Origin of the sequence: Pseudomonas quebecensis (assembly GCF_026410085.1) — a bacterium.
Taxonomy (GTDB): domain Bacteria; phylum Pseudomonadota; class Gammaproteobacteria; order Pseudomonadales; family Pseudomonadaceae; genus Aquipseudomonas; species Aquipseudomonas quebecensis.
This window is the reverse complement of the sequence record NZ_CP112866.1, coordinates 923962-943792: the sequence shown is the minus strand read 5'-3', so window position 1 is coordinate 943792 and position 19831 is coordinate 923962. Positions and strand designations below refer to the sequence as shown.

Sequence of the window (19831 nt, the reverse complement as noted above, 5' to 3'; positions counted from 1 at the left end):
TGTCTCGCGAACAGATCGTTACTGCGCCACGCCTGCCCGAAGGGTAAAGCCCCGGCCTGCGCAGCAAAGCGCGGGATTATATCTGGTTAATCGAGGCAGCGCAGCCGGCTTTCTGCCCGAAAGCCTGCCCGCCAGGATGGCGGACCGGCACCGGGCACCCGGGCTACTCCGGGCTGGGCGAAGACGCACGCCCCTTTAGCAGGTGAACCACACACACCACCCTGACCAGACCACTGAAGTTCTTCACCCCCCCATAACGCAAGTGCACTTCCCGGTCGACGTAAGACAGCAACGCACTGACTGAACAGGCGTTGAGCCTGGCGATTTCCGTCAGGATATTCCAATAGATCTGCTCAAGACGCAGGCATGTTGAGAACCCGTTGAGCCTGACTGATCGAGACAGCGGCCTTGCCAGCCCCATGTCGAACCCCTTGGAAAAGGGATCGACCTTTATCTTATGAACGCCACAGGCTTCCATAACTCCATTACATACTGCACGTGACATACACCTGACACTCCATTGCCAAACAGCAGCCCACGGGTTTCTCCCATTGGGCAGTGGGCCTATCAAACAGCACGAAGCGCGGGGTGAGCCAGAAGACAGGGAGTTGAAAGCTGTAGGACAACGCCAGGAAGTGCGCAGAAACATGCAAGCGGCGCCAGGACGGCGCCGCTCAGGGCCGAGCCTTACTTGGACTCAAGCAGGGAACGCAGCATCCATGCAGTTTTCTCGTGCACCTGCATCCGCTGGGTCAGCAGGTCCGCGGTCGGTTCGTCGCTGACCTTGTCGAGCAGCGGAAAAATCCCACGCGCGGTACGAGTGACCGCTTCCTGACCTTCCACCAATTGCTTGATCATCTCTTCAGCGCTGGGCACACCCTCCTCTTCCTTGATGGAAGACAGGCGCGCGTAGACCGAATAGGCACCCGGCGCCGGGAAACCGAGGGCACGGATACGTTCGGCAATGGAGTCCACCGCCAGCGCCAGCTCGTTGTACTGCTCTTCAAACATCAAGTGCAGCGTACGAAACATCGGGCCCGTGACGTTCCAATGGAAGTTATGGGTCTTCAGGTACAGTACATAGGTATCGGAAAGCAGGCGCGAAAGCCCATCGACGATGGATTTACGATCTTCTTCACTGATACCGATATCGATTGCCATGGTTATCCCCTTCAATTGACAAACATTCATTGAGCAGATGCAGCACCACTCTAGCAAGAGCGCCGGTGATGCGCAGCGGGCAAGGTGCGGCAAATCGCCCATGCGGACGATTTGCTGATCACGATAGGAACATTCTCAAATAATCCACCCAAACCACCCGCACCTGTCTAGGACAAGCGTTTGCTCCGGAAATGCCCAACCCTTCGCAACACCGCGAAATGCTTGATTTGAGAAGGCACGGCCTTTGCTGTTAAATAGGCAGCGTGTCGCCATCGTTAATGTCTGCGGTGGCCGGCATAGGCTGATACCCGCGTACGTGCCCAACGCCTCCCATTGTTCAGAAGCGAACCGTGCCAGTCAGCTCTTCCTTGTGATCCGTCTTAACGTGAGTTAATCAAAATGTTGAAAATCGTCCACCTGCTAACGGGCGTTGCAGCGTTGCTGCTGTCCTTTATACCGAGCCTGCAACCAGAGAGCCTGCCGTACCTGCAACAACACGACGCGCTGTATCTGGCTCTGTTCGGCCTTCTCAACCTGACGCTGGCACCCGTGATTCCTTATTGGAACAAGGGCACTCGTCATCAACTGCAAAACCTGGTCAGCGCGCTGCTGGTACTGACCGTCGTCGTACAAACCCTCACCCTCCTGGCACCCATGCCTGAAGTCGGCGGCCACCCGGCCATCCTGCTCAGCCTGGTCATTGCTGTGGTCGCCATTGTTCTTCACCTGGCCATCAGCTTCTACCGCTCGTCCCCGGCGGCCGCGTCGCAAACCTACGACATGACCAATCGGGATACCGGTACCGTCAAGTGGTTCAACACCTCCAAAGGCTTCGGCTTTATTTCCCGCGATTCGGGCGATGATATTTTCGTTCACTTCCGGGCCATTCGCGGCGAAGGCCATCGCGTCCTGGTGGAAGGCCAGCGCGTGGAGTTCTCCGTCATGAATCGCGACAAAGGCTTGCAAGCCGAAGACGTGATTGCCGCACTGCCGCGCCGCTGAGTCCAGCTGCCCGCAGCAAAAAAAAACCGCGATCCAGCCTGGCTGGGTCGCGGTTTTTTCATGGCGCCATTAATAGTGAGGCGGTGGTGCTTCTTCTTCGGACGTTTCGAATTGGCCGCCCATCTCTTCCTGGCGCTTGAGCAACGCGGTTATCTGCAACTGCAGGCGCTCGACCGCGCGTTGCTGCGTGACCAGGATGTCGTTGAGGGTCTCGATGGTGTCATCCTGAAAGGCCAGGCGGCTTTCCAGGTCGGTAACACGCTCTTGCAAGTCCATGATTCAGCCCTGGGCAAAATTGAAGTCGGCGGGTAGCAGCTCGCGCAGACGCGCACGCAATGCCGCCACCTGTTCTTGCGTATAAGGGCGAGCAGGATGCTTGCCCCATACCGGCGCAGGCCACGCGACGTCATCACGCTTGCGCACGATCACATGCACGTGCAACTGGCTGACGACGTTGCCCAGCGCGCCGATATTCATTTTATCCGCGCCCAGACCGTCGTTTAGCAACTGCGCCAGACCGGTCGTCTCTTCCCAGAGCTTTTGTTGATCTGCGACATCCAGATGAAACACCTCGCTGATACCGTTGATGCGCGGGACCAGGATAAACCACGGGTAGTTCGAGTCGTTGGACAGCAGCAGGCGGCACAGCGGGAAGTCCCCGATGACCAGTGTGTCTTGTTGCAGGCGTTGATCTAAGGCGAACACCGCGGGCACTCCATTGGGCAAGTCAGATTCAGGGCCCCAGCATACCTTTGAATGCCTGTCGCTTCACGACCATTGCGGATCAGCCTGTGAGGCATCGAAGCGAAAATCCGCACCCTTTCGATGCAGACCAATATTTGAGCTACGCTGGAATGGGCCTCACCGGGATGCACCAAAATGACCCACTCATGCTTCAAAGGGATCCGCCAATTACTCACTTTCGGGGTGAACCGGTAACGTTTTATCCGGCCAGGCGTTTTGCGCTCACCCCAACCAGGCAGAGCACGCGGCCGTCAAGGCCAAACAAAAGGGCGTAAAAAGCCCGTGCTTATGCGGTTTTTACAGGAACGGAACTTTTTTCACGAAAAAATGACATTCGGTTACCGCTTTGAGCACGCTTGTTGCATTCACACCCACATCGTCGGCAACGGCACCCGTTCGGAAGCAGGTGTTTCGCGATAAAAACAACGGCGGTTCAATGCACGGCAGGAAAGCATTCAATCCTTCAAAGAGGTTTTGAAACAGTATTGAAGTTGTCAGTCCGGTTACATTCCGGACTGTGAATTTGCGACATGGAGCTAGCAATTTACGACAGCCTCGTAAAGAAGCTGAAAGGAAAGATGGGTAAGTATCGTCAATAGAGTCCGCGTGATATAACTTTGCGCCGACACAAAAAAGAAAGAGCCGCCCAGATAAAAATACAGGTGGGACGGCAGTACTCTTCCGAAAACCAAAGGAGCAAATCACGATGCGCGTGATGAAGTGGAGCATGATCGCACTGGCTGTTTCAGCCGGTACCTCGCAGTTCGCAATGGCGTCCGCCCAGGACGATTCCAAGGGCTTTGTTGAAGACAGCACTTTCAGCATCAATACTCGCGCCCTGTACTTCAGCCGCGACTTCCGTAATAACCCGTCGGGCCCTGGCTCCAAGAGCCGCGCCGAAGAAACCGGCCTGGGCTTCAACGCACTGTACGAGTCGGGCTTCACCCAAGGCACCATCGGCGTAGGTGTTGACGTGATCGGCCTGATGGGCCTCAAGCTCGACAGCGGTAAAGGTCGCGCGGGTACCGGCCTGTTCCCGACCGGCTCCGATGGCCGCTCGCAGGATGACTACTCCAAAGGCGGCGGCGCTGTTAAATTCCGTATCTCCAATACCGTCCTCAAAGTCGGTGACCAATACACCACCGCGCCGGTGTTCGCTTCCGACGACAGCCGTCTGCTGCCTGAGCTGCCACAGGGCATCTCGATCACCAGCAACGAGATCAAGGGCCTGAAACTGGAAGGCGGTCACTTCACTTCCAGCGTCGCGCAGAACCAGACCTACCATGACAGCCTGGGCCTGACCAAGACCGACTTTGTCGGCGGTGTCTACTCGTTCACTCCAGAGGTCACCGGCAGCCTGTACTACGCGAAGACTGAAGACTACTTCCGCAAGTACTACAGCAACCTGAACTGGACCCATGCCCTGAGCGATGACCAGTCCTTCGCGCTGGACTTCAACATCTACGACACCAAGAGCGACGGCGCAGGCCTTCAGCGTGCCGAGAAAGATGGTGTAACCAAGCTCGATAACCGCGCATTCAGCTTGCAGGGTGCGTACACCATCGGCGCTCACACCTTCACTCTGGCGGCCCAGAAGGTCACCGGCGACGGCGACTACGGCTATGGTGTAGACGGCGGCGGCTCGGTCTTCCTGGCCAACTCCGTGGCCCGCTCCGACTTCAACGCCGAAGGCGAGAAGTCCTACCAGGCACGTTACGACATCAACATGGCCACCTTCGGCATTCCTGGCCTGAGCTTCATGACTCGCTACGTGACCGGCAGCGGCGCCAACACCGCCACGACCTCGAACGGCAAAGAGTGGGAACGCGACATCGAAGCCAAGTACGTCGTCCAGAGCGGCCCGGCTAAAAACCTCAGCTTGCGTCTGCGTCAAGCAACTTATCGCTCCGGCGATGGCGTCTACTACGGTTCGCCTTCGATCGACGAGCTGCGTCTGATCGCGAACTACCCGCTGAACATCTTGTAATTGTCGGTTAAATTACAACGATGACTTAAGGCCTCGGCCTTAAAATAGAAAGCCGGCCTTCTGTTTCCAGAGGGCCGGCTTTTTTATTGCAAAATTATTACTTCAGAAAATAACTAGCAAGCTAACTAACGAGATTAAGGTGACACGTTTAACCTGACCGAATGGCCAAGTTAAACGTTGGCTCTTTTATTACTTCGGCGCTGCTTCCTGCATCACACGAATAACCCGCTGCGGAAATGGAATATCAATCCCCGCCGCTTTCAAACGGTCACGTGCGAATTCATTGAGCATAAACATCACGTCCCAATAATCCGCCGTCTTGGTCCAGCAGCGCAGCGAAACGGTGATCGAGCTATCGCCCAAGGTCGAAACCACGGCCACGGCGGCGGGATCTTCCAGTACACGTGGGTCCTTGGCCAGCTCCAGCAGCACGTCGCGGGCTTTCTGCAGGTCGGCTTCATAGTCCACACCGACGTCGAACACCACCTTGCGGGTTGGCTGACGGTTGGTATTGGTGATGATGCCGTTGGACAGGATGCCGTTCGGCACAATGACGGTCTTGTTGTCGCCCGTACGCAGCACCGTGTGGAAAATCTGAATGCTGTCGACGGTGCCCGAGGTGCCCTGGGCTTCGATCCAGTCGCCGATACGGAACGGGCGGAACAGCAGAATCAGCACCCCACCGGCAAAGTTCGCCAGGCTGCCTTGCAACGCCAGGCCGATGGCCAGGCCTGCGCCCGCGATCGCAGCCACGAACGATGTGGTTTCGACGCCGATCATCGACGCCACACTGATCGCCAGCATGATCTTGAGGATGATGTTCGCCAGGCTGGTGATGAAATGCTGCAACGCCAGGTCTGCGTTGCGTATCGCCAGCAGACGGCCCACACGATGGGTCAACTTGTTGATCAGCCACCAGCCGATGGCCAGGGTGATGACGGCGAGCAAAACCCGGCTGCCGTATTCCATGATCATCGGGATCCAGGACTGGGAGGTCTTGATCAAGTGATCCACTTCAGCGTTCAAGTCCATTTCTTTTCTCCTGTGTATGGACGGTCGGCGCTTAAAGCAATTGAGCCCCGTAGGGCTCAAGAGTAGGCGCAATTGTTGGGGCGTGGGACGTCAAAAACGCCCTCGGGTTCCCTGGGGCGATCAGTCGCGGAAGTTATTGAACTGCAGCGGCATATCGAAAGACTTAGCGCGCAGGGCCGCGATGGCCTCTTGCAGGTCGTCACGCTTCTTACCAGTGACACGTACCTGCTCGCCCTGGATGGCGGCCTGGACTTTGAGCTTGGCGTCCTTGATATGCGCGACGATTTTCTTCGCCAGCTCTTTGTCGATCCCCTCTTTGAGGATAACTTCCTGCTTCATCAGCTTGCCGGAGGCGTACGCGTCCTTGATTTCCAGGCATTGCGCGTCGATCTTGCGCTTGACGAGTGACAGCTTGAGGATCTCGATCATCGCTTCCAGCTGGAAATCGGCTTCAGCGGTCAGGTTGACGGTCAGTTCCTTTTCCTTGAATTCGAAGCTGCCCTTGCCTTTCAGGTCATAGCGACGGTCCAGTTCCTTGACGGCGTTCTCGACGGCGTTGGTGACTTCGTGTTTGTCCAGTTCAGATACCACGTCGAACGAAGGCATGTGATTTCTCCAATATAAGGGGCGGGCTCAGTAGAGATGGAGCGCGCCCGAGCTAAAATGCCGGGGCATTATAGCGGTTCTTTCGTCCCATTCACTGTGAGCGACCCTGCGGAGTACAAACTGATGTCGACCACCTGGCATATTCTCGGCGCCGGCAGCCTGGGCACATTGTGGGCTGCACGGCTGGCGCGCGCCGGCTTGCCGGTCAGGTTGATCCTGCGCAACCAGACACGCCTGGCCAGCTATCAGTCGGCGGGTGGACTGACCTTGGTGGAGCACGGCGAAACGCGGACCTACCCCGTGATTGGCGAAACACCCGATAGCCAGGAACCGATTCATCGCCTGCTCGTGGCGTGCAAAGCCTACGACGCTGAAGCAGCAATCGCGCAGTTGCAGCAGCGCCTGGTACCGAATGTCGAGCTGATCCTGTTGCAGAATGGCCTGGGCAGCCAGGACGCCGTGGCGGCGCAGCTACCCCAGGCCCGTTGCCTGTTTGCTTCCAGCACCGAGGGCGCCTTCCGCGAGGGCGACTGGCGCGTGGTGTTCGCCGGCCATGGCTATACCTGGCTGGGGGACGCGGCCCATCCAACGCCGCCCTTGTGGCTGGATGACCTGCACGCCGCCGGCATCCCCCACGCCTGGAGCACCGATATCCTGACGCGCCTGTGGCGCAAGCTGGCGCTCAATTGCGCAATCAACCCGCTGACCGTGCTGTATCAATGCCGCAATGGCGGTCTGCAAGACCATCACTGTGAAGTCGCGACGCTGTGCGCGGAACTGAGCGAGCTGCTGGAATGCTGCGGCCAGCCTGCCGCTGCGCTGGATCTACAGGACGAAGTGGAACGGGTGATCCACGCCACCGCCGCCAATTACTCCTCCATGTACCAGGACGTAGCCAACGCCCGGCGCACCGAAATCAGCTATCTGCTGGGCTATGCTTGCCACGCGGCAACTCGTCACCAATTGAACCTGCCCCATTTGCAACAGTTGCAAGTGCGCCTGGTCGACGAGCTGCTCGCGCGCGGATTGCCCCGCGACTGAACCACGCGCTACCCTGCCCGCCTGTCTCTCTCCTGGGAAAACCCTGATGCCGCTGCGCCAGCGTCTAGAAAACCTACCGGTCGGGCAGAAACTGCTGGCGGCCCTGCTGGTGCTGCTGACCACCGTCCTGCTGGTGGCCAACCTGACCTTTATCAGCGCCGCTTACTGGATCTCCCAGGAAAGCATGGCGCCTCAGGCACTGCAGGCCATCGGGCGACTGGTGTCCAACCCGGCGCTGGCCGCCGAGGCACTGGACTCTCCCGCCAAGGCCGATGCCTTGCTCAATGAACTGACCAGTTATTCGCCTTTGCGCGCCGCCGCCCTGTACGACAGTGAAGGCAACCGCCTGGCGCAGATGCAGCACGGTGATCGCCTGCACCTGCCGGACAACTACCGGCATATTGAAGCCTGGCGCGTTACCGAGTTTCGCAGCAACCAGGTGATCACCTTGCCCCGTCCGGGGCAGCCCTCCGGGCATCTGCTGCTAGTGGCCAGCAGCGAACTGCCGGTAGCGTTTTATACCGGCACGCTGACGGCCAGCCTGGGCATCCTGATTTTCAGTGTGCTGCTGTGGCTGGTGATCGCCAGGCAGATCAAACGCCTGATCACTAAACCGATCCACGAGCTGGAAGAACTGTCGCGACAAGTGACTCGGGAAGAGAATTACGCCCTGCGCGCCGGCCGTGGCAATCGCGATGAAATCGGCAGCCTGGCCGAAGCGTTCAACACCATGCTCTCGCGCATCGAAGCGCGCGAACAGCAACTCAAGCGCGCACGTGACGACTCCCAGGCCGCCTATGACCAGGCCCAGGGCCTGGCCGAAGAGACGCGCCATACCAACCGCAAACTGGAACTGGAAGTCCAGGTGCGCAGCAAGATCGAGAAAAAGCTCACCGGGTTCCAGAACTACCTCAACAGCATCATCGACTCGATGCCCTCGGCATTGATTGCCCTGGACGAACAGCTCTACGTCACCCAGTGGAACCAGGAAGCCAGCGCGCTTTCCGGTACGCGCCTGGATGAAGCCTTGAACCAGCCGATCTACCTGGCCTTCCAACCGCTCAAACCATACCTGCCGCAGATCAAGGCCACGGTGGAGCAACACACCGTGGAGCGCATCGAGCGGGTGACCTGGATCAAGGACGACGAGCCCAAGCATTACGCCCTGACGTTCTATCCACTGAGCGGCGGCGCCGGACGTGGCGTGGTGATCCGTATCGATGACATCACCCAGCGCCTGTCCCTTGAAGAGATGATGGTGCAGTCGGAAAAAATGCTTTCCGTCGGCGGGCTTGCCGCCGGTATGGCCCACGAGATCAACAACCCCCTGGGGGCGATCCTGCATAACGTGCAGAACATCCGGCGCCGTCTGTCTCCCGACTTGCCCAAGAACCTGGAACACGCCGAACAGGCAGGCATCGAACTGGCCATGGTCAACCGTTACCTGCAAAGCCGCGAAGTGCCGCAATTGCTCGATGGCATCCAGCAAGCCGGGGCGCGGGCGGCGAAGATCGTTACCCATATGCTCAGCTTCAGCCGGCGCAGCAACCGGCAGATGGCGCCTTGCGACTTACCGGCACTGATCGATCAAGCGGTGGAAATCGCCGGCAACGACTTCGACCTGGCCATCGGCTTTGACTTCAAAGGCCAGGCAATCATCCGCCAGTTCGACCCGCAACTGGGCCCGGTGCCCGGCACCGCGAACGAACTGGAACAGGTGCTGCTCAACCTGCTGAAGAATGCGGCGCAAGCCATCCACTTGCGTGAAGACGATCGCGAGCCTGGGCGCATTATCCTGCGCACTCGCCTGAATCCGCCCTGGGCCGAAATCCAGGTGGAGGACAACGGCATTGGCATGAGCGAAAGCGTGCGCAAACGTACCTTCGAGCCGTTCTTCACTACCAAGGAAATCGGCCAGGGCACCGGACTCGGCTTGTCGGTGTCGTACTTCATCATCACCAACAATCACAAAGGCCAGATGGAAGTGCATTCCACCCTTGGCCAAGGCACCTGCTTTACCCTGCGCCTCCCCTTGGCCGGCAGCCAATTGCCGGCCCACGAACTGACCCAACTGGAGCACTGACCATGGGCTTTCGCCTGTCGAAAATCTACACCCGTACCGGCGACACAGGCGAAACCGGCCTGGGCGACGGCCGCCGCGTGCCCAAGGACCACCCTCGCGTGGAAGCCATTGGCGAGGTCGACGCGCTGAACAGTCAACTTGGCTTACTGCTGGCTGGCCTTGAAGAACAGAGTGGGCAGCACCCGGCGCTCAATGATGTGATCGAAGTGCTCGCGCCGTGCCAGCACCGACTGTTCGACCTGGGTGGCGAGTTGGCGATGCCGGTGTACAAGGCGCTGAATGCGGCGGAAGTGGATCGCCTGGAAGCGGCCATCGATCGCTGGAACGAGGAAGTCGGGCCGCTGGAGAATTTCATCCTGCCGGGCGGCTCTGCGCTGATTGCCCAGGCCCATGTGTGCCGCAGCCTGGCGCGCAGTGCCGAGCGACGCTGTCAGCACCTGAATGCTGTCGAGCCGCTGGAAGGTGTGGGGTTGGCGTATATCAATCGTCTATCGGATTTGCTGTTTGTGGCGGCGCGGGTGATCGCCAGGCGCCAGGGTGTCGCGGAGGTTTTATGGCAGGCTGCGGCGAAGCCCCACTGATCATGACTCGGTGACTGGGAGGGCCCAATCGGGGGCAAGCCCCCTCCCACCTTTGATCTGTGAATACATTCCAATGTGGGAGGGGGCTTGCCCCCGATAAGGCCCGCCAGAGCAACCTCAAACCTGCGGCCAGAACGCCCTGATACCCGCCACACCCTGGGCACCGGTTTCCCAAGCTCGCTCCCGCTCCGCAGGCCCGACCCCACCCAGCAAAAATACCGGCTTGTTAAACCCGTGGATCAACTCCGACGCCTGCTCCCAACCCAACGGCTGCGCGTCGGGATGTGTCTGCGTGGGCTGCACCGGTGACAGGGTGACAAAATCCACGTCCATCAATTCGGCCAACGCCAGTTCTTCGGCGCTGTGGCACGAAGCCGCCAACCAGCGATCCTTCGGCAACGGACGGCCCTTGCTGGCGTACTTGCGCAGTTGGGCCGAGGTCATATGCCAACCGGCGGAAGGAAAATCCCCGAGCCACTCGAACGGCCCTTTGAGCATCAAGTGTGCCTTGCCGGCGCACAGCCCCACCGCATCCACCGCCAGGTCGCGGTATTTGGGGTCGTAACCGTTGGGCGCGCGCAACTGCACCAGTTTGATCCCACCCGCAATGGCTTTCTGAAGACCGCGCAACAGCGGCGCAGCGTCCAGGTCCCCGGGCGTGATCAGGTACTCGGCCGGCAAGCGCGCGGCAGCCACAATCGGCGCATTGGCCGCCGGGAACTCATAGTTGGACAGATCTCGCGGCGCCACCCATTGCAACGGTTGCCCTTCGGCGCCGTGGGGCTCACCGGTGAAGGCCGAAACCTCCCAGACATCCAATAACACCTGTTTATCCGGGTAGTCATGCCGCACGTTGATCAGCGGTCGCGCCGTGGTGACCTGGATGCCCAGCTCCTCCTGCAACTCGCGGGACAACGCGGCAGCGACCGACTCATCGGCCTCCACCTTGCCCCCGGGAAACTCCCAGAGGCCGCCCTGGTGTTGGGTGTCGGCGCGGCGCGCCAGCAGGATCCTGCCGTCGCCACCGCGAATCACCGCTGCTGCTACATGCACTCGTTTCACCGTGCGTTTCCTCCGGCTATCAGGTGCGGTATTCCGCATTGATCTTCACGTACTCGTGGGACAAATCGGTGGTCCAGATGGTTTCGCTGCAATCGCCGCGACCCAGCTCGATGCGGATCGTAATTTCTTCCTGCTGCATCACCGCCGAGCCCTGGGCTTCGGTGTAGCTTTCGGCGCGGGCGCCACGGCTGGCAATGCACACTTGACCGAGGAACACATCGATCTTGCTCACGTCCAGGTCCGGTACTCCGGCACGCCCGACAGCGGCCAGGATACGGCCCCAGTTCGGGTCCGAGGCGAACAGCGCGGTCTTGATCAGCGGCGAATGGGCCACGGTGTAGCCGACATCCAGGCATTCCTGGTGGTTTGCGCCGCCGTTGACTTGCACGGTGACGAACTTGGTAGCGCCTTCGCCGTCACGCACGATGGCTTGGGCCACCTCCATGCATACCTCAAACACCGCTTGCTTGAGAGCGGCGAAATAAGCGCCGCTGGCCTCGGTGATCTCCGGCAGGTCAGCCTGGCCGGTGGCGATCAGCATGCAGCAATCGTTGGTTGAAGTGTCACCATCGATGGTGATGCGGTTGAACGACTTGTTGGCGCCGTCCAGCATCAGGTTCTGCAGCACGCTGCGCGACACCTTGGCGTCGGTGGCGATGTAGCCCAGCATGGTCGCCATGTTCGGACGGATCATGCCCGCGCCCTTGCTGATGCCGGTCACGGTCACGGTCACGCCGTCGTGCACGAACTGACGGCTGGCGCCTTTGGGCAGAGTATCGGTGGTCATGATGCCGGTGGCGGCCGCGGCCCAGTTATCCACAGACAGATCATCCAGCGCGGCCTGCAGGGCGCCTTCGATTTTGTCCACCGGCAGTGGCTCGCCGATCACACCGGTGGAGTACGGCAGCACCTGGCTGGCGTCCACGCCGGCCAGCTGAGCCAGTTTGGCGCAGGTTCGCGCGGCAGCCACCAGGCCCGGCTCGCCAGTGCCGGCGTTGGCATTGCCGGTGTTGGTCAGCAGGTAGCGAATCGGCCCGGCAACGCGTTGCTTGGCCAGGATCACCGGCGCGGCGCAAAAGGCATTGAGGGTGAATACGCCCGCTACGGTCGAGCCTTCGGCACAGCGCATCACCACCACATCCTTGCGGCCTGGGCGCTTGATACCGGCCGAAGCGATGCCGAGTTCAAAACCGGCAACCGGGTGCAATGTGGGCAAAGGACCAAGACCAACAGCCATGAATGCGCTCCTTAAAATGAGATGATGTCTGTGCCGTCGCTATCGACGGTGGGAATTAATGGCAAAACGCCGCGACGGCAAAGGCCGGTCGCGGCGCGGGGTGTTGCAGCGTCAGGCGAAAATCTTATTCGATCTGGCCGTGGCAGTGTTTGAATTTCTTGCCTGAACCGCAATAGCACAGCTCGTTGCGGCCCAGTTTCTGGTCATTGCGAACCGGTGTTTGCGCCAAGGCCACATCGACCTCTTCGCCCAGTGCTTCCGGCTGATCCAGGCCCGGCGCTTCGTCGTGCTGGAACTGCATGCGTGCGGCCAGCGCTTCGGCCTCCTGGCGCAGGCGAGCTTCTTCCTCGATCGGGTCTTCGCGACGCACCTGGACGTGGGACAACACGCGGATCGAATCGCGCTTGATCGAATCCAGCAACTCGGAGAACAGCGTGAACGACTCGCGCTTGTACTCCTGCTTCGGATTCTTCTGGGCGTAGCCACGCAGGTGGATACCGTGACGCAGGTGGTCCATGGTCGACAGGTGGTCTTTCCACAGGTCGTCCAGCACGCGCAGTACGATTTGCTTCTCGAAGGTGCGCAGGGCTTCGGCACTCGCCTGCTCTTCTTTCTCGTTGTACGCGGCCAGCAGTTCGGCCATCAGTTTTTCGCGCAGGGTTTCTTCGTACAGGTGGTCGTCTTCGTCGAGCCACTGCTGGACCGGCAGGTCAACGCCGAAATCGCTCTTCAGCGCGGCTTCCAGGCCGGCCACATCCCACTGCTCAGGCAGCGATTGTGGCGGAATGTGCGCGCTGACGGTGGCGTTGAGCACGTCCTGACGGAAGTCGGCGATGGTCTCACCGATGTTGTCAGCGGCCAGCAACGTGTTACGCATGTGATAGATCACTTTACGCTGTTCGTTGTTGACGTCGTCGAACTCGAGCAGTTGCTTACGGATATCGAAGTTGCGGCCTTCAACCTTGCGCTGGGCCTTCTCGATGGCGTTGGTCACCATGCGGTGCTCGATCGCTTCACCGGACTGCATGCCCAAGGCTTTCATGAAGTTCTTCACCCGATCCGAGGCGAAGATGCGCATCAGGCTGTCTTCCAGGGACAGGTAGAAGCGGCTGGAACCGGCGTCACCCTGACGACCGGCGCGACCACGCAACTGGTTGTCGATACGGCGCGATTCATGACGTTCGGACGCGATCACCTGCAGGCCGCCGGACTCCAGCACCGCCTGGTGACGCTTCTGCCAGTCAGCCTTGATCTGGGCGATCTGCTCAGGCGTCGGGTTGTCCAGGGACGCGACTTCCACTTCCCAGTTGCCGCCCAGAAGGATGTCGGTACCACGACCGGCCATGTTGGTGGCGATGGTCAGCGCGCCTGGGCGACCGGCCTGGGCGATGATCTCGGCTTCTTTTTCGTGGAACTTGGCGTTGAGTACCTTGTGCTCGATGCCTTCCTTGTTGAGCAGGTTGGACACATGCTCGGAAGTCTCGATGGTGGCGGTACCCACCAGGATCGGGCGGCCCTTGGCCATGCCGTCCTTGATGTCGTTGATGATCGCCGCGTATTTCTCTTCGGCGGTCAGGAACACCAGGTCGTTGTAGTCCTTACGCGCCAGTGGTTTGTTCGGCGGGATAACCACCACCGACAGACCGTAGATCTGGTGGAATTCGAACGCTTCGGTGTCCGCCGTACCGGTCATGCCGGACAGCTTGTTGTACAGACGGAAGTAGTTCTGGAACGTGGTGGACGCCAACGTCTGGCTTTCCGCCTGGATGTTGAGCATTTCCTTGGCTTCGATCGCCTGGTGCAGGCCTTCGGACAGACGACGGCCCGGCATGGTACGGCCGGTGTGTTCGTCAACCAGTACCACCTGGCCGTCCTGCACGATGTACTCCACGTTGCGGTGGAACAGCTTGTGGGCACGCAGGCCGGCATAGACGTGGGTCAGCAGGCCCAGGTTATGCGCCGAGTACAGGCTCTCGCCTTCGGCCAGCAGGCCGATCTGGGTCAGCATGTCTTCGACGAACTGGTGACCGGCTTCGTTGAGCTCGACCTGGCGGGTCTTCTCGTCGATGGTGAAGTGACCTTCTTTGGTCACCACGCCTTCCACTTCTTCGATGTGCTGCTCCAGGCGCGGGATCAACTTGTTGATCTCGGTGTACAGGCGCGAGCTGTCTTCAGCCTGGCCGGAGATGATCAGCGGGGTACGGGCTTCGTCGATGAGGATGGAGTCGACTTCGTCGATCACGGCAAAGTTGAGTTCACGCTGGAATTTTTCTTCCATGCTGAACGCCATGTTGTCGCGCAGGTAGTCGAAACCGAATTCGTTGTTGGTGCCGTAGGTGATGTCGGCGGCGTAGGCGGCGCGTTTCTCTTCCGGCGGCTGGAACGGGGTCACAACGCCGACGGTCAGGCCGAGGAATTCATACAGCGGGCGCATCCAGTTGGCGTCCCGGCGAGCCAGGTAGTCGTTCACCGTTACAACGTGCACGCCCTTGCCGGACAGCGCGTTGAGATAAACGCCCAGGGTCGCTACCAGGGTCTTGCCTTCACCGGTACGCATTTCAGCGATCATGCCTTCATGCAAGGTCATGCCACCGATCAACTGCACGTCGAAGTGGCGCATGCCCATGACGCGCTTACCGGCTTCACGGGCTACCGCAAAGGCTTCTGGCAGCAGTTTGTCGAGGGTTTCACCTTTGGCTATGCGGGCCTTGAACTCTTGGGTCTTGGCGCGCAATTGCTCGTCCGAAAGGGCAACCATCTGCTCTTCGAAGGCATTGACCAGCTGCACCGTCTTGAGCATGCGTTTGACTTCGCGCTCATTCTTGCTTCCAAAAAGTTTCTTTAACAAAGGCGCAAACATATCGGCAGGTTCTTCCACACATAGGGATGGAGGGCGCACCGTCAGTGGCCCGAGCAGCCCTCACGGCCGCATGCGAACGCGCATTCTACCCGGAATCGTGGGTGAGGAAAGTGGCGTTGTTCCCCGATGCAGGCATGGGGCGGTGAGAGGGCTCGTTTAAAATAAGGGCTTTTGCGCGAACTTCAACCCATGAAGGGCAGAAGTTAACAATTGATTTCACAAGCAAACTGCCGTTGATGCAAGCCCTGAGGGCGGGCCGACGCTTTCTGCTAACATGGCGGCTCTGTTACTTAAGGTGTCCGATCATGGCATTTCGCCCTGTTACCGCCCGCGCGCCCGGCGTGTTGCTTCGCGAAGCCAAGCCGTTGCGAGCGATCTTTGGTCATGCGCAGCGCCTGGGTCATTTGCAGCGTCTGCTCGAAAGCCAGCTGCAACCGGCGGCGCGCGAGCATTGCCATGTAGCCTCGTGGCGCGAAGGCAACTTGCTGCTGATTGTCACCGACGGCCACTGGGCCACCCGCCTGCGCTATCAGCACAAACGCCTGCTGCGCCAATTAATGGCGTTCGATGAGTTCGCCAACCTCACGCGTATCCAGTTCAAGGTACAGCCGCCAACGGTTCACCCAGGCACTGCCGGACATACGCTGGACCTGTCGACGAACGCCGCCGAAACCATTCAAGCCACGGCCGACGGCATCCGCGATCCGGTGTTGCGCACGGCGCTCGAGCGGCTGGCCGCACACGCGCGGCCCAAAGCCTGAGCGCCTATTTGCGCTTGCTGCCCCCCAGCAATGAGCCAAGCAGCCCGCGCACCAGTTGCCGCCCCATCTGATTGGCCGCTTGCTGCATGGCTGATTTGAGTGCCTTGCCCGCTGCCGTCCCGAGAAACGCCCCGGCCCGGTCGGTGAAGCTCGGCTCTTCGGCGGTCGACGCGGTTTCTTCAGTCGGGCCTAAGGCCTTGCGCGCCATCAGCACTTCGTAGGCCGACTCCCGATCAATCGGTTTTTCATAGCGCCCCTGCAGCGGCGAAGCCGCCACCAATGCCGCGCGCTCCGTCTGGCTGAGCGGCCCTATGCGCGATTGCGGCGGTGCTACCAACACGCGTTGGACGACTTCCGGCGTGCCTTTTTCCTGCAGTGTTCCTACTAACGCCTCACCGGTGCCCAGTTCGGTCAATACCGACAAGGCATCAAATGCCGGGTTGGGCCGGAACCCCTCCGCGACCGCCCGCAGGGACTTCTGCTCTTTGGTGGTGAACGCCCGCAGGCCATGCTGAATGCGCAGGCCCAGCTGGGCCAGGACGTTGTCGGGCAGATCGCCCGGAGATTGCGTGACGAAATACACCCCGACACCCTTGGAGCGAATCAACCGCACCACCTGCTCCAGGCGCTCTTGCAAAGCCTTGGGCGTATCGGCGAATAACAAATGTGCCTCATCAAAAAACAACGCCAGCAGCGGTTTTTCCGCGTCGCCGCGCTCCGGCAGTTGCTCGAACAATTCGGCCAGCAGCCATAACAGGAACGTTGCATAAACCTTTGGCGCCTCATGCACCAGGCGGCTGGCGTCCAGCAGATGGATGCGTCCGCGCCCGTCCGCGTTGGGCTGCAGGATATCCTCAAGCTGTAACGCCGGTTCGCCGAATAACGCTTCGGCGCCCTGCTGTTCCAGCACCGCCAGACGCCTGAGCAAGGCCTGACTGGAGCCGGTGGTCAGCAGTGCGGCATCCTCGCCCAACAACTGCGGGTGATAGTGCAGGTGGTTGAGCAATGCCTTGAGGTCCTTCAGATCCAGCAGCAGCAAGCCTTCGCGGTCCGCCACTTTGAAGGCGGCGTACAGCGCCGATTGCTGGCTGTCGGTCAGTTCCAGCAGGCTGCCGAGCAACAATGGGCCCATCTCGCTGATGGTGGTGCGCAACGGATGACCGGACTGGCCGTGAATATCCCACAGCGTTACCGGATAAGCCTTGGCGGTGTAATTAAGGAAGGGCATGCCGGCGATACGCTCGGCCACTTTGCCTTGAGGGGTGGCCGCCGCGCCCAGGCCGCACAGGTCGCCCTTGATGTCCGCGGCGAACACCGCCACGCCAGCATCACTGAATGCCTCGGCCAGACGTTGCAGCGTGACGGTCTTGCCCGTGCCGGTAGCGCCGGCAATCAGCCCGTGACGATTGGCCAGGCGCATGGCCTGGGCGATAGGCTCGCCGGCAAGGTCTGCGCCGATAAGGAGTTGCGTGGAATCAGGCATTTCGTCACCCATGGTTAATCTTTAATGCGCCAAGGTCGATACAGACAGAGTGAGACCCATAAAGTCGAAAAATAGGTCAGATAGTTCCCACAGGGACCACGGAACTGCGACTACAAATAGCACACCTTTTTTCGCACTGTCATTTCGCGCATCCTACAAGGACGCGCTTTGGATATTAAGACCTTAGCGGACCCTACAAGCCATGAATAAAAATCTGCGTTTCAGCCACAAAATCCTGCTTGCAGCCTCCCTTATCGTCATCGCCGCCTTTGCGTTATTCACGCTGTATAACGACTATTTGCAGCGCAACGCCATTCGCGACGATCTGAATAACTACCTGCATGAAATGGGCGATGTCACCGCCGGCAATATTCAAACCTGGCTGTCCGGCCGGATTGCCCTGGTAGAAAACGCCGCCCAGAACATCGCGATCAATCCGCAACCGACTGTGGTCGCCAGCCTGCTGGAACAAAAAGCGCTGACGTCATCCTTCATGGCCACCTACGTGGGCGACAGCCAGGGCGCGTTCACCATCCGCCCCGACACCAACAAGATGCCGGAGGGCTTCGACCCGCGTGTGCGCCCCTGGTACAAGGGCGCGCAAAGCAGCAACGGTTCAACCCTGACCGAGCCTTATATCGACGCGGCCACCGGGCAATTGATCATTTCCATCGCCACCCCCAGCAGCAAGGGCAGCCAAAGCATCGGCGTGGTCGGCGGCGACCTGAGCCTGCAGACCCTGGTGGACACCATCGGCGCGCTGGACTTCGGCGGCATGGGCTATGCCTTCCTGGTCAGCGCCGACGGTAAGGTGTTGGTGCACCCGGACAAAACCCTGGTAATGAAGACCCTGGCCGATGTGTATCCGAAAAACACACCGAAGATCAGCGGCGATTTCAGCGAAGTTCAAGCCAACGGCAAAGACAATATCGTCACCTTCACCCCTATCAAAGGCTTGCCGTCGGTGAAGTGGTACTTGGGTATTTCGGTAGATAAAGACAAATCTTTCGCCATGCTCAGCGAATTCCGCACCTCTGCGGTAATCGCCACGATCATTGCGGTGGTCATCATTATCGCCCTGCTGGGCATGCTGATCCGCGTGCTGCTGCAACCGCTGCACCTGATGACCCGTGCGATGCAGGACATCGCCGACGGCGAGGGCGACCTGACGCGCCGCCTGACCATTCAAAACCACGATGAGTTCGGCACCCTCGGTAACGCCTTCAACCGCTTCGTGGAGCGGATTCACACATCCATTCGCGAAGTGTCCTCGGCGACCGAACACGTCAATGAAGTGGCGCTGCGGGTTGTCAGCGCCTCCAACTCGTCGATGGTCAATTCCGACGAACAAGCCAATCGCACCAACAGCGTGGCCGCCGCGATCAATCAACTGGGCGCCGCGGCACAGGAAATCGCCCGTAACGCGGCGCAGGCATCCAATCAAGCCAGCGACGCGCGACAGTTGGCCGAGGACGGGCAGCAGGTGGTGGAACGCAATATCAAGGCCATGACCGATCTTTCCAAGATGATCAGCGCATCGAGCAGCAATATCGAAGCACTTAACAGCAAAACCGTGAATATTGGCCAGATTCTGGAAGTGATCACCAGTATTTCCCAGCAGACCAACCTGCTGGCGCTCAACGCGGCTATCGAAGCGGCCCGTGCCGGCGAGGCCGGGCGCGGGTTTGCAGTGGTGGCCGACGAAGTGCGCAACCTGGCCCACCGCACCCAGGAGTCGGCGCAGCAGGTGCAGACCATGATCGAAGAACTGCAGGTTGGCGCGCGCGACTCGGTAAGCACCATGAGCGAGAGCCAGCGCCACAGCCATGACAGCGTGGAAATCGCCAACCTGGCCGGCGAGCGCCTCAACAGCGTGACCCAGCGTATCGGCGAGATCGACGGCATGAACCAGTCGGTCGCCACCGCTACCGAGGAACAGACCTCGGTGGTGGAGTCGATCAACATGGACATCATCGAGATCAACACCCTCAACCAGGAAGGCGTAGAAAACCTGCAGTCGACACTGCGCGCCTGCGCCGACCTGGAGCAACAGGCCGCACGCCTGAAGCAACTGGTGGGCAGCTTCCGCATCTGACAGAACACAGCGCGTAGGGGGGCTGGCCGGCCCGCTCCCCTCCACTCGCACAGTGCCCTCGCATCCCGACCGAACATCTATCCTTGCCTAAGGTCC

At 59.9% G+C, this 19831-nt stretch carries 17 protein-coding genes and 1 pseudogene; 8 read left to right on the top strand and 10 right to left on the bottom strand.

The window, feature by feature from the left end; translation table 11 throughout:
- Positions 1 to 163 precede the first annotated feature (163 nt).
- Positions 164 to 505: a ribbon-helix-helix domain-containing protein gene (locus OSC50_RS04430; protein ID WP_181079068.1), complete on the bottom strand. Its 342-nt coding sequence runs from the start codon at positions 503 to 505 to the stop codon at positions 164 to 166.
- Positions 506 to 687: 182 nt separating this feature from the next.
- Positions 688 to 1161 (bottom strand): Dps family protein, encoded by a 474-nt coding sequence (locus OSC50_RS04425; protein WP_181079066.1) that lies wholly within the window; start codon positions 1159 to 1161, stop codon positions 688 to 690.
- Between the two features lie 399 nt (positions 1162 to 1560).
- On the opposite strand from OSC50_RS04425, the gene OSC50_RS26015 reads away from it, so the two are divergent.
- Positions 1561 to 2163: a cold-shock protein gene (locus OSC50_RS26015; RefSeq protein ID WP_078734478.1), complete on the top strand. Its 603-nt coding sequence runs from the start codon at positions 1561 to 1563 to the stop codon at positions 2161 to 2163.
- A 69-nt stretch (positions 2164 to 2232) separates the two neighbouring features.
- Here the strand turns inward: OSC50_RS26015 and OSC50_RS04415 are convergent, their stop codons facing one another.
- Complete coding sequence (locus OSC50_RS04415) at positions 2233 to 2439, bottom strand: SlyX family protein (protein WP_181079064.1); 207 nt, start codon at positions 2437 to 2439, stop codon at positions 2233 to 2235.
- Between the two features lie 3 nt (positions 2440 to 2442).
- Positions 2443 to 2868 carry an HIT domain-containing protein gene (locus OSC50_RS04410; protein ID WP_253509152.1) on the bottom strand — a complete coding sequence of 142 codons (426 nt, stop codon included), beginning with the start codon at positions 2866 to 2868 and terminating at the stop codon, positions 2443 to 2445.
- A gap of 745 nt (positions 2869 to 3613) precedes the next feature.
- On the opposite strand from OSC50_RS04410, the gene OSC50_RS04405 reads away from it, so the two are divergent.
- Positions 3614 to 4894 (top strand): OprD family porin, encoded by a 1281-nt coding sequence (locus OSC50_RS04405; protein WP_266246549.1) that lies wholly within the window; start codon positions 3614 to 3616, stop codon positions 4892 to 4894.
- A gap of 189 nt (positions 4895 to 5083) precedes the next feature.
- Here the strand turns inward: OSC50_RS04405 and OSC50_RS04400 are convergent, their stop codons facing one another.
- Together OSC50_RS04400 and OSC50_RS04395 are read right to left on the bottom strand one after the other, a co-directional pair.
- Positions 5084 to 5926 carry a mechanosensitive ion channel family protein gene (locus tag OSC50_RS04400; RefSeq protein ID WP_181079058.1) on the bottom strand — a complete coding sequence of 281 codons (843 nt, stop codon included), beginning with the start codon at positions 5924 to 5926 and terminating at the stop codon, positions 5084 to 5086.
- 120 nt (positions 5927 to 6046) lie between these two features.
- Entirely contained in the window at positions 6047 to 6532 is a 486-nt protein-coding gene (locus OSC50_RS04395; protein WP_034100192.1) for a YajQ family cyclic di-GMP-binding protein, read from the bottom strand.
- Positions 6533 to 6655: 123 nt separating this feature from the next.
- On the opposite strand from OSC50_RS04395, the gene OSC50_RS04390 reads away from it, so the two are divergent.
- The 3 genes from OSC50_RS04390 to OSC50_RS04380 are packed head-to-tail and all read left to right on the top strand — an operon-like array spanning position 6656 to position 10237.
- Positions 6656 to 7573, top strand: coding sequence for a putative 2-dehydropantoate 2-reductase (locus OSC50_RS04390; RefSeq protein ID WP_181079054.1), 918 nt, complete (start codon positions 6656 to 6658; stop codon positions 7571 to 7573).
- A gap of 46 nt (positions 7574 to 7619) precedes the next feature.
- Entirely contained in the window at positions 7620 to 9656 is a 2037-nt protein-coding gene (locus OSC50_RS04385) for a sensor histidine kinase (RefSeq protein ID WP_181079052.1), read from the top strand.
- Positions 9657 to 9658: 2 nt separating this feature from the next.
- Complete coding sequence (locus OSC50_RS04380) at positions 9659 to 10237, top strand: cob(I)yrinic acid a,c-diamide adenosyltransferase (RefSeq protein WP_253509155.1); 579 nt, start codon at positions 9659 to 9661, stop codon at positions 10235 to 10237.
- Positions 10238 to 10354: 117 nt separating this feature from the next.
- Here the strand turns inward: OSC50_RS04380 and OSC50_RS04375 are convergent, their stop codons facing one another.
- The 3 genes from OSC50_RS04375 to secA form a co-directional block, all read right to left on the bottom strand.
- The gene (locus OSC50_RS04375) at positions 10355 to 11299 is read right to left on the bottom strand and encodes a Nudix family hydrolase (protein WP_181079048.1); all 945 of its coding nucleotides are present in this window, start codon (positions 11297 to 11299) and stop codon (positions 10355 to 10357) included.
- Positions 11300 to 11318: 19 nt separating this feature from the next.
- Complete coding sequence (argJ, locus tag OSC50_RS04370; RefSeq protein WP_181079046.1) at positions 11319 to 12536, bottom strand: bifunctional glutamate N-acetyltransferase/amino-acid acetyltransferase ArgJ; 1218 nt, start codon at positions 12534 to 12536, stop codon at positions 11319 to 11321.
- Positions 12537 to 12660: 124 nt separating this feature from the next.
- Positions 12661 to 15396: a preprotein translocase subunit SecA gene (secA, locus tag OSC50_RS04365; RefSeq protein WP_181079044.1), complete on the bottom strand. Its 2736-nt coding sequence runs from the start codon at positions 15394 to 15396 to the stop codon at positions 12661 to 12663.
- Between the two features lie 305 nt (positions 15397 to 15701).
- Between secA and OSC50_RS04360 the strand changes: the two genes are divergently transcribed.
- Positions 15702 to 16157, top strand: coding sequence for a DUF721 domain-containing protein (locus OSC50_RS04360; protein ID WP_266246550.1), 456 nt, complete (start codon positions 15702 to 15704; stop codon positions 16155 to 16157).
- A gap of 4 nt (positions 16158 to 16161) precedes the next feature.
- On the opposite strand, the gene OSC50_RS04355 is transcribed toward OSC50_RS04360, so the two are convergent.
- Positions 16162 to 17640 carry a helicase HerA-like domain-containing protein gene (locus OSC50_RS04355; RefSeq protein ID WP_266246551.1) on the bottom strand — a complete coding sequence of 493 codons (1479 nt, stop codon included), beginning with the start codon at positions 17638 to 17640 and terminating at the stop codon, positions 16162 to 16164.
- A 202-nt stretch (positions 17641 to 17842) separates the two neighbouring features.
- On the opposite strand from OSC50_RS04355, the pseudogene OSC50_RS26110 reads away from it, so the two are divergent.
- Positions 17843 to 18877, top strand: a pseudogene (locus OSC50_RS26110) (HAMP domain-containing protein); the annotation flags it as partial.
- A 93-nt stretch (positions 18878 to 18970) separates the two neighbouring features.
- Positions 18971 to 19735: a methyl-accepting chemotaxis protein gene (locus OSC50_RS26105; RefSeq protein WP_414704458.1), complete on the top strand. Its 765-nt coding sequence runs from the start codon at positions 18971 to 18973 to the stop codon at positions 19733 to 19735.
- The last annotated feature ends 96 nt before the right edge of the window (positions 19736 to 19831 follow it).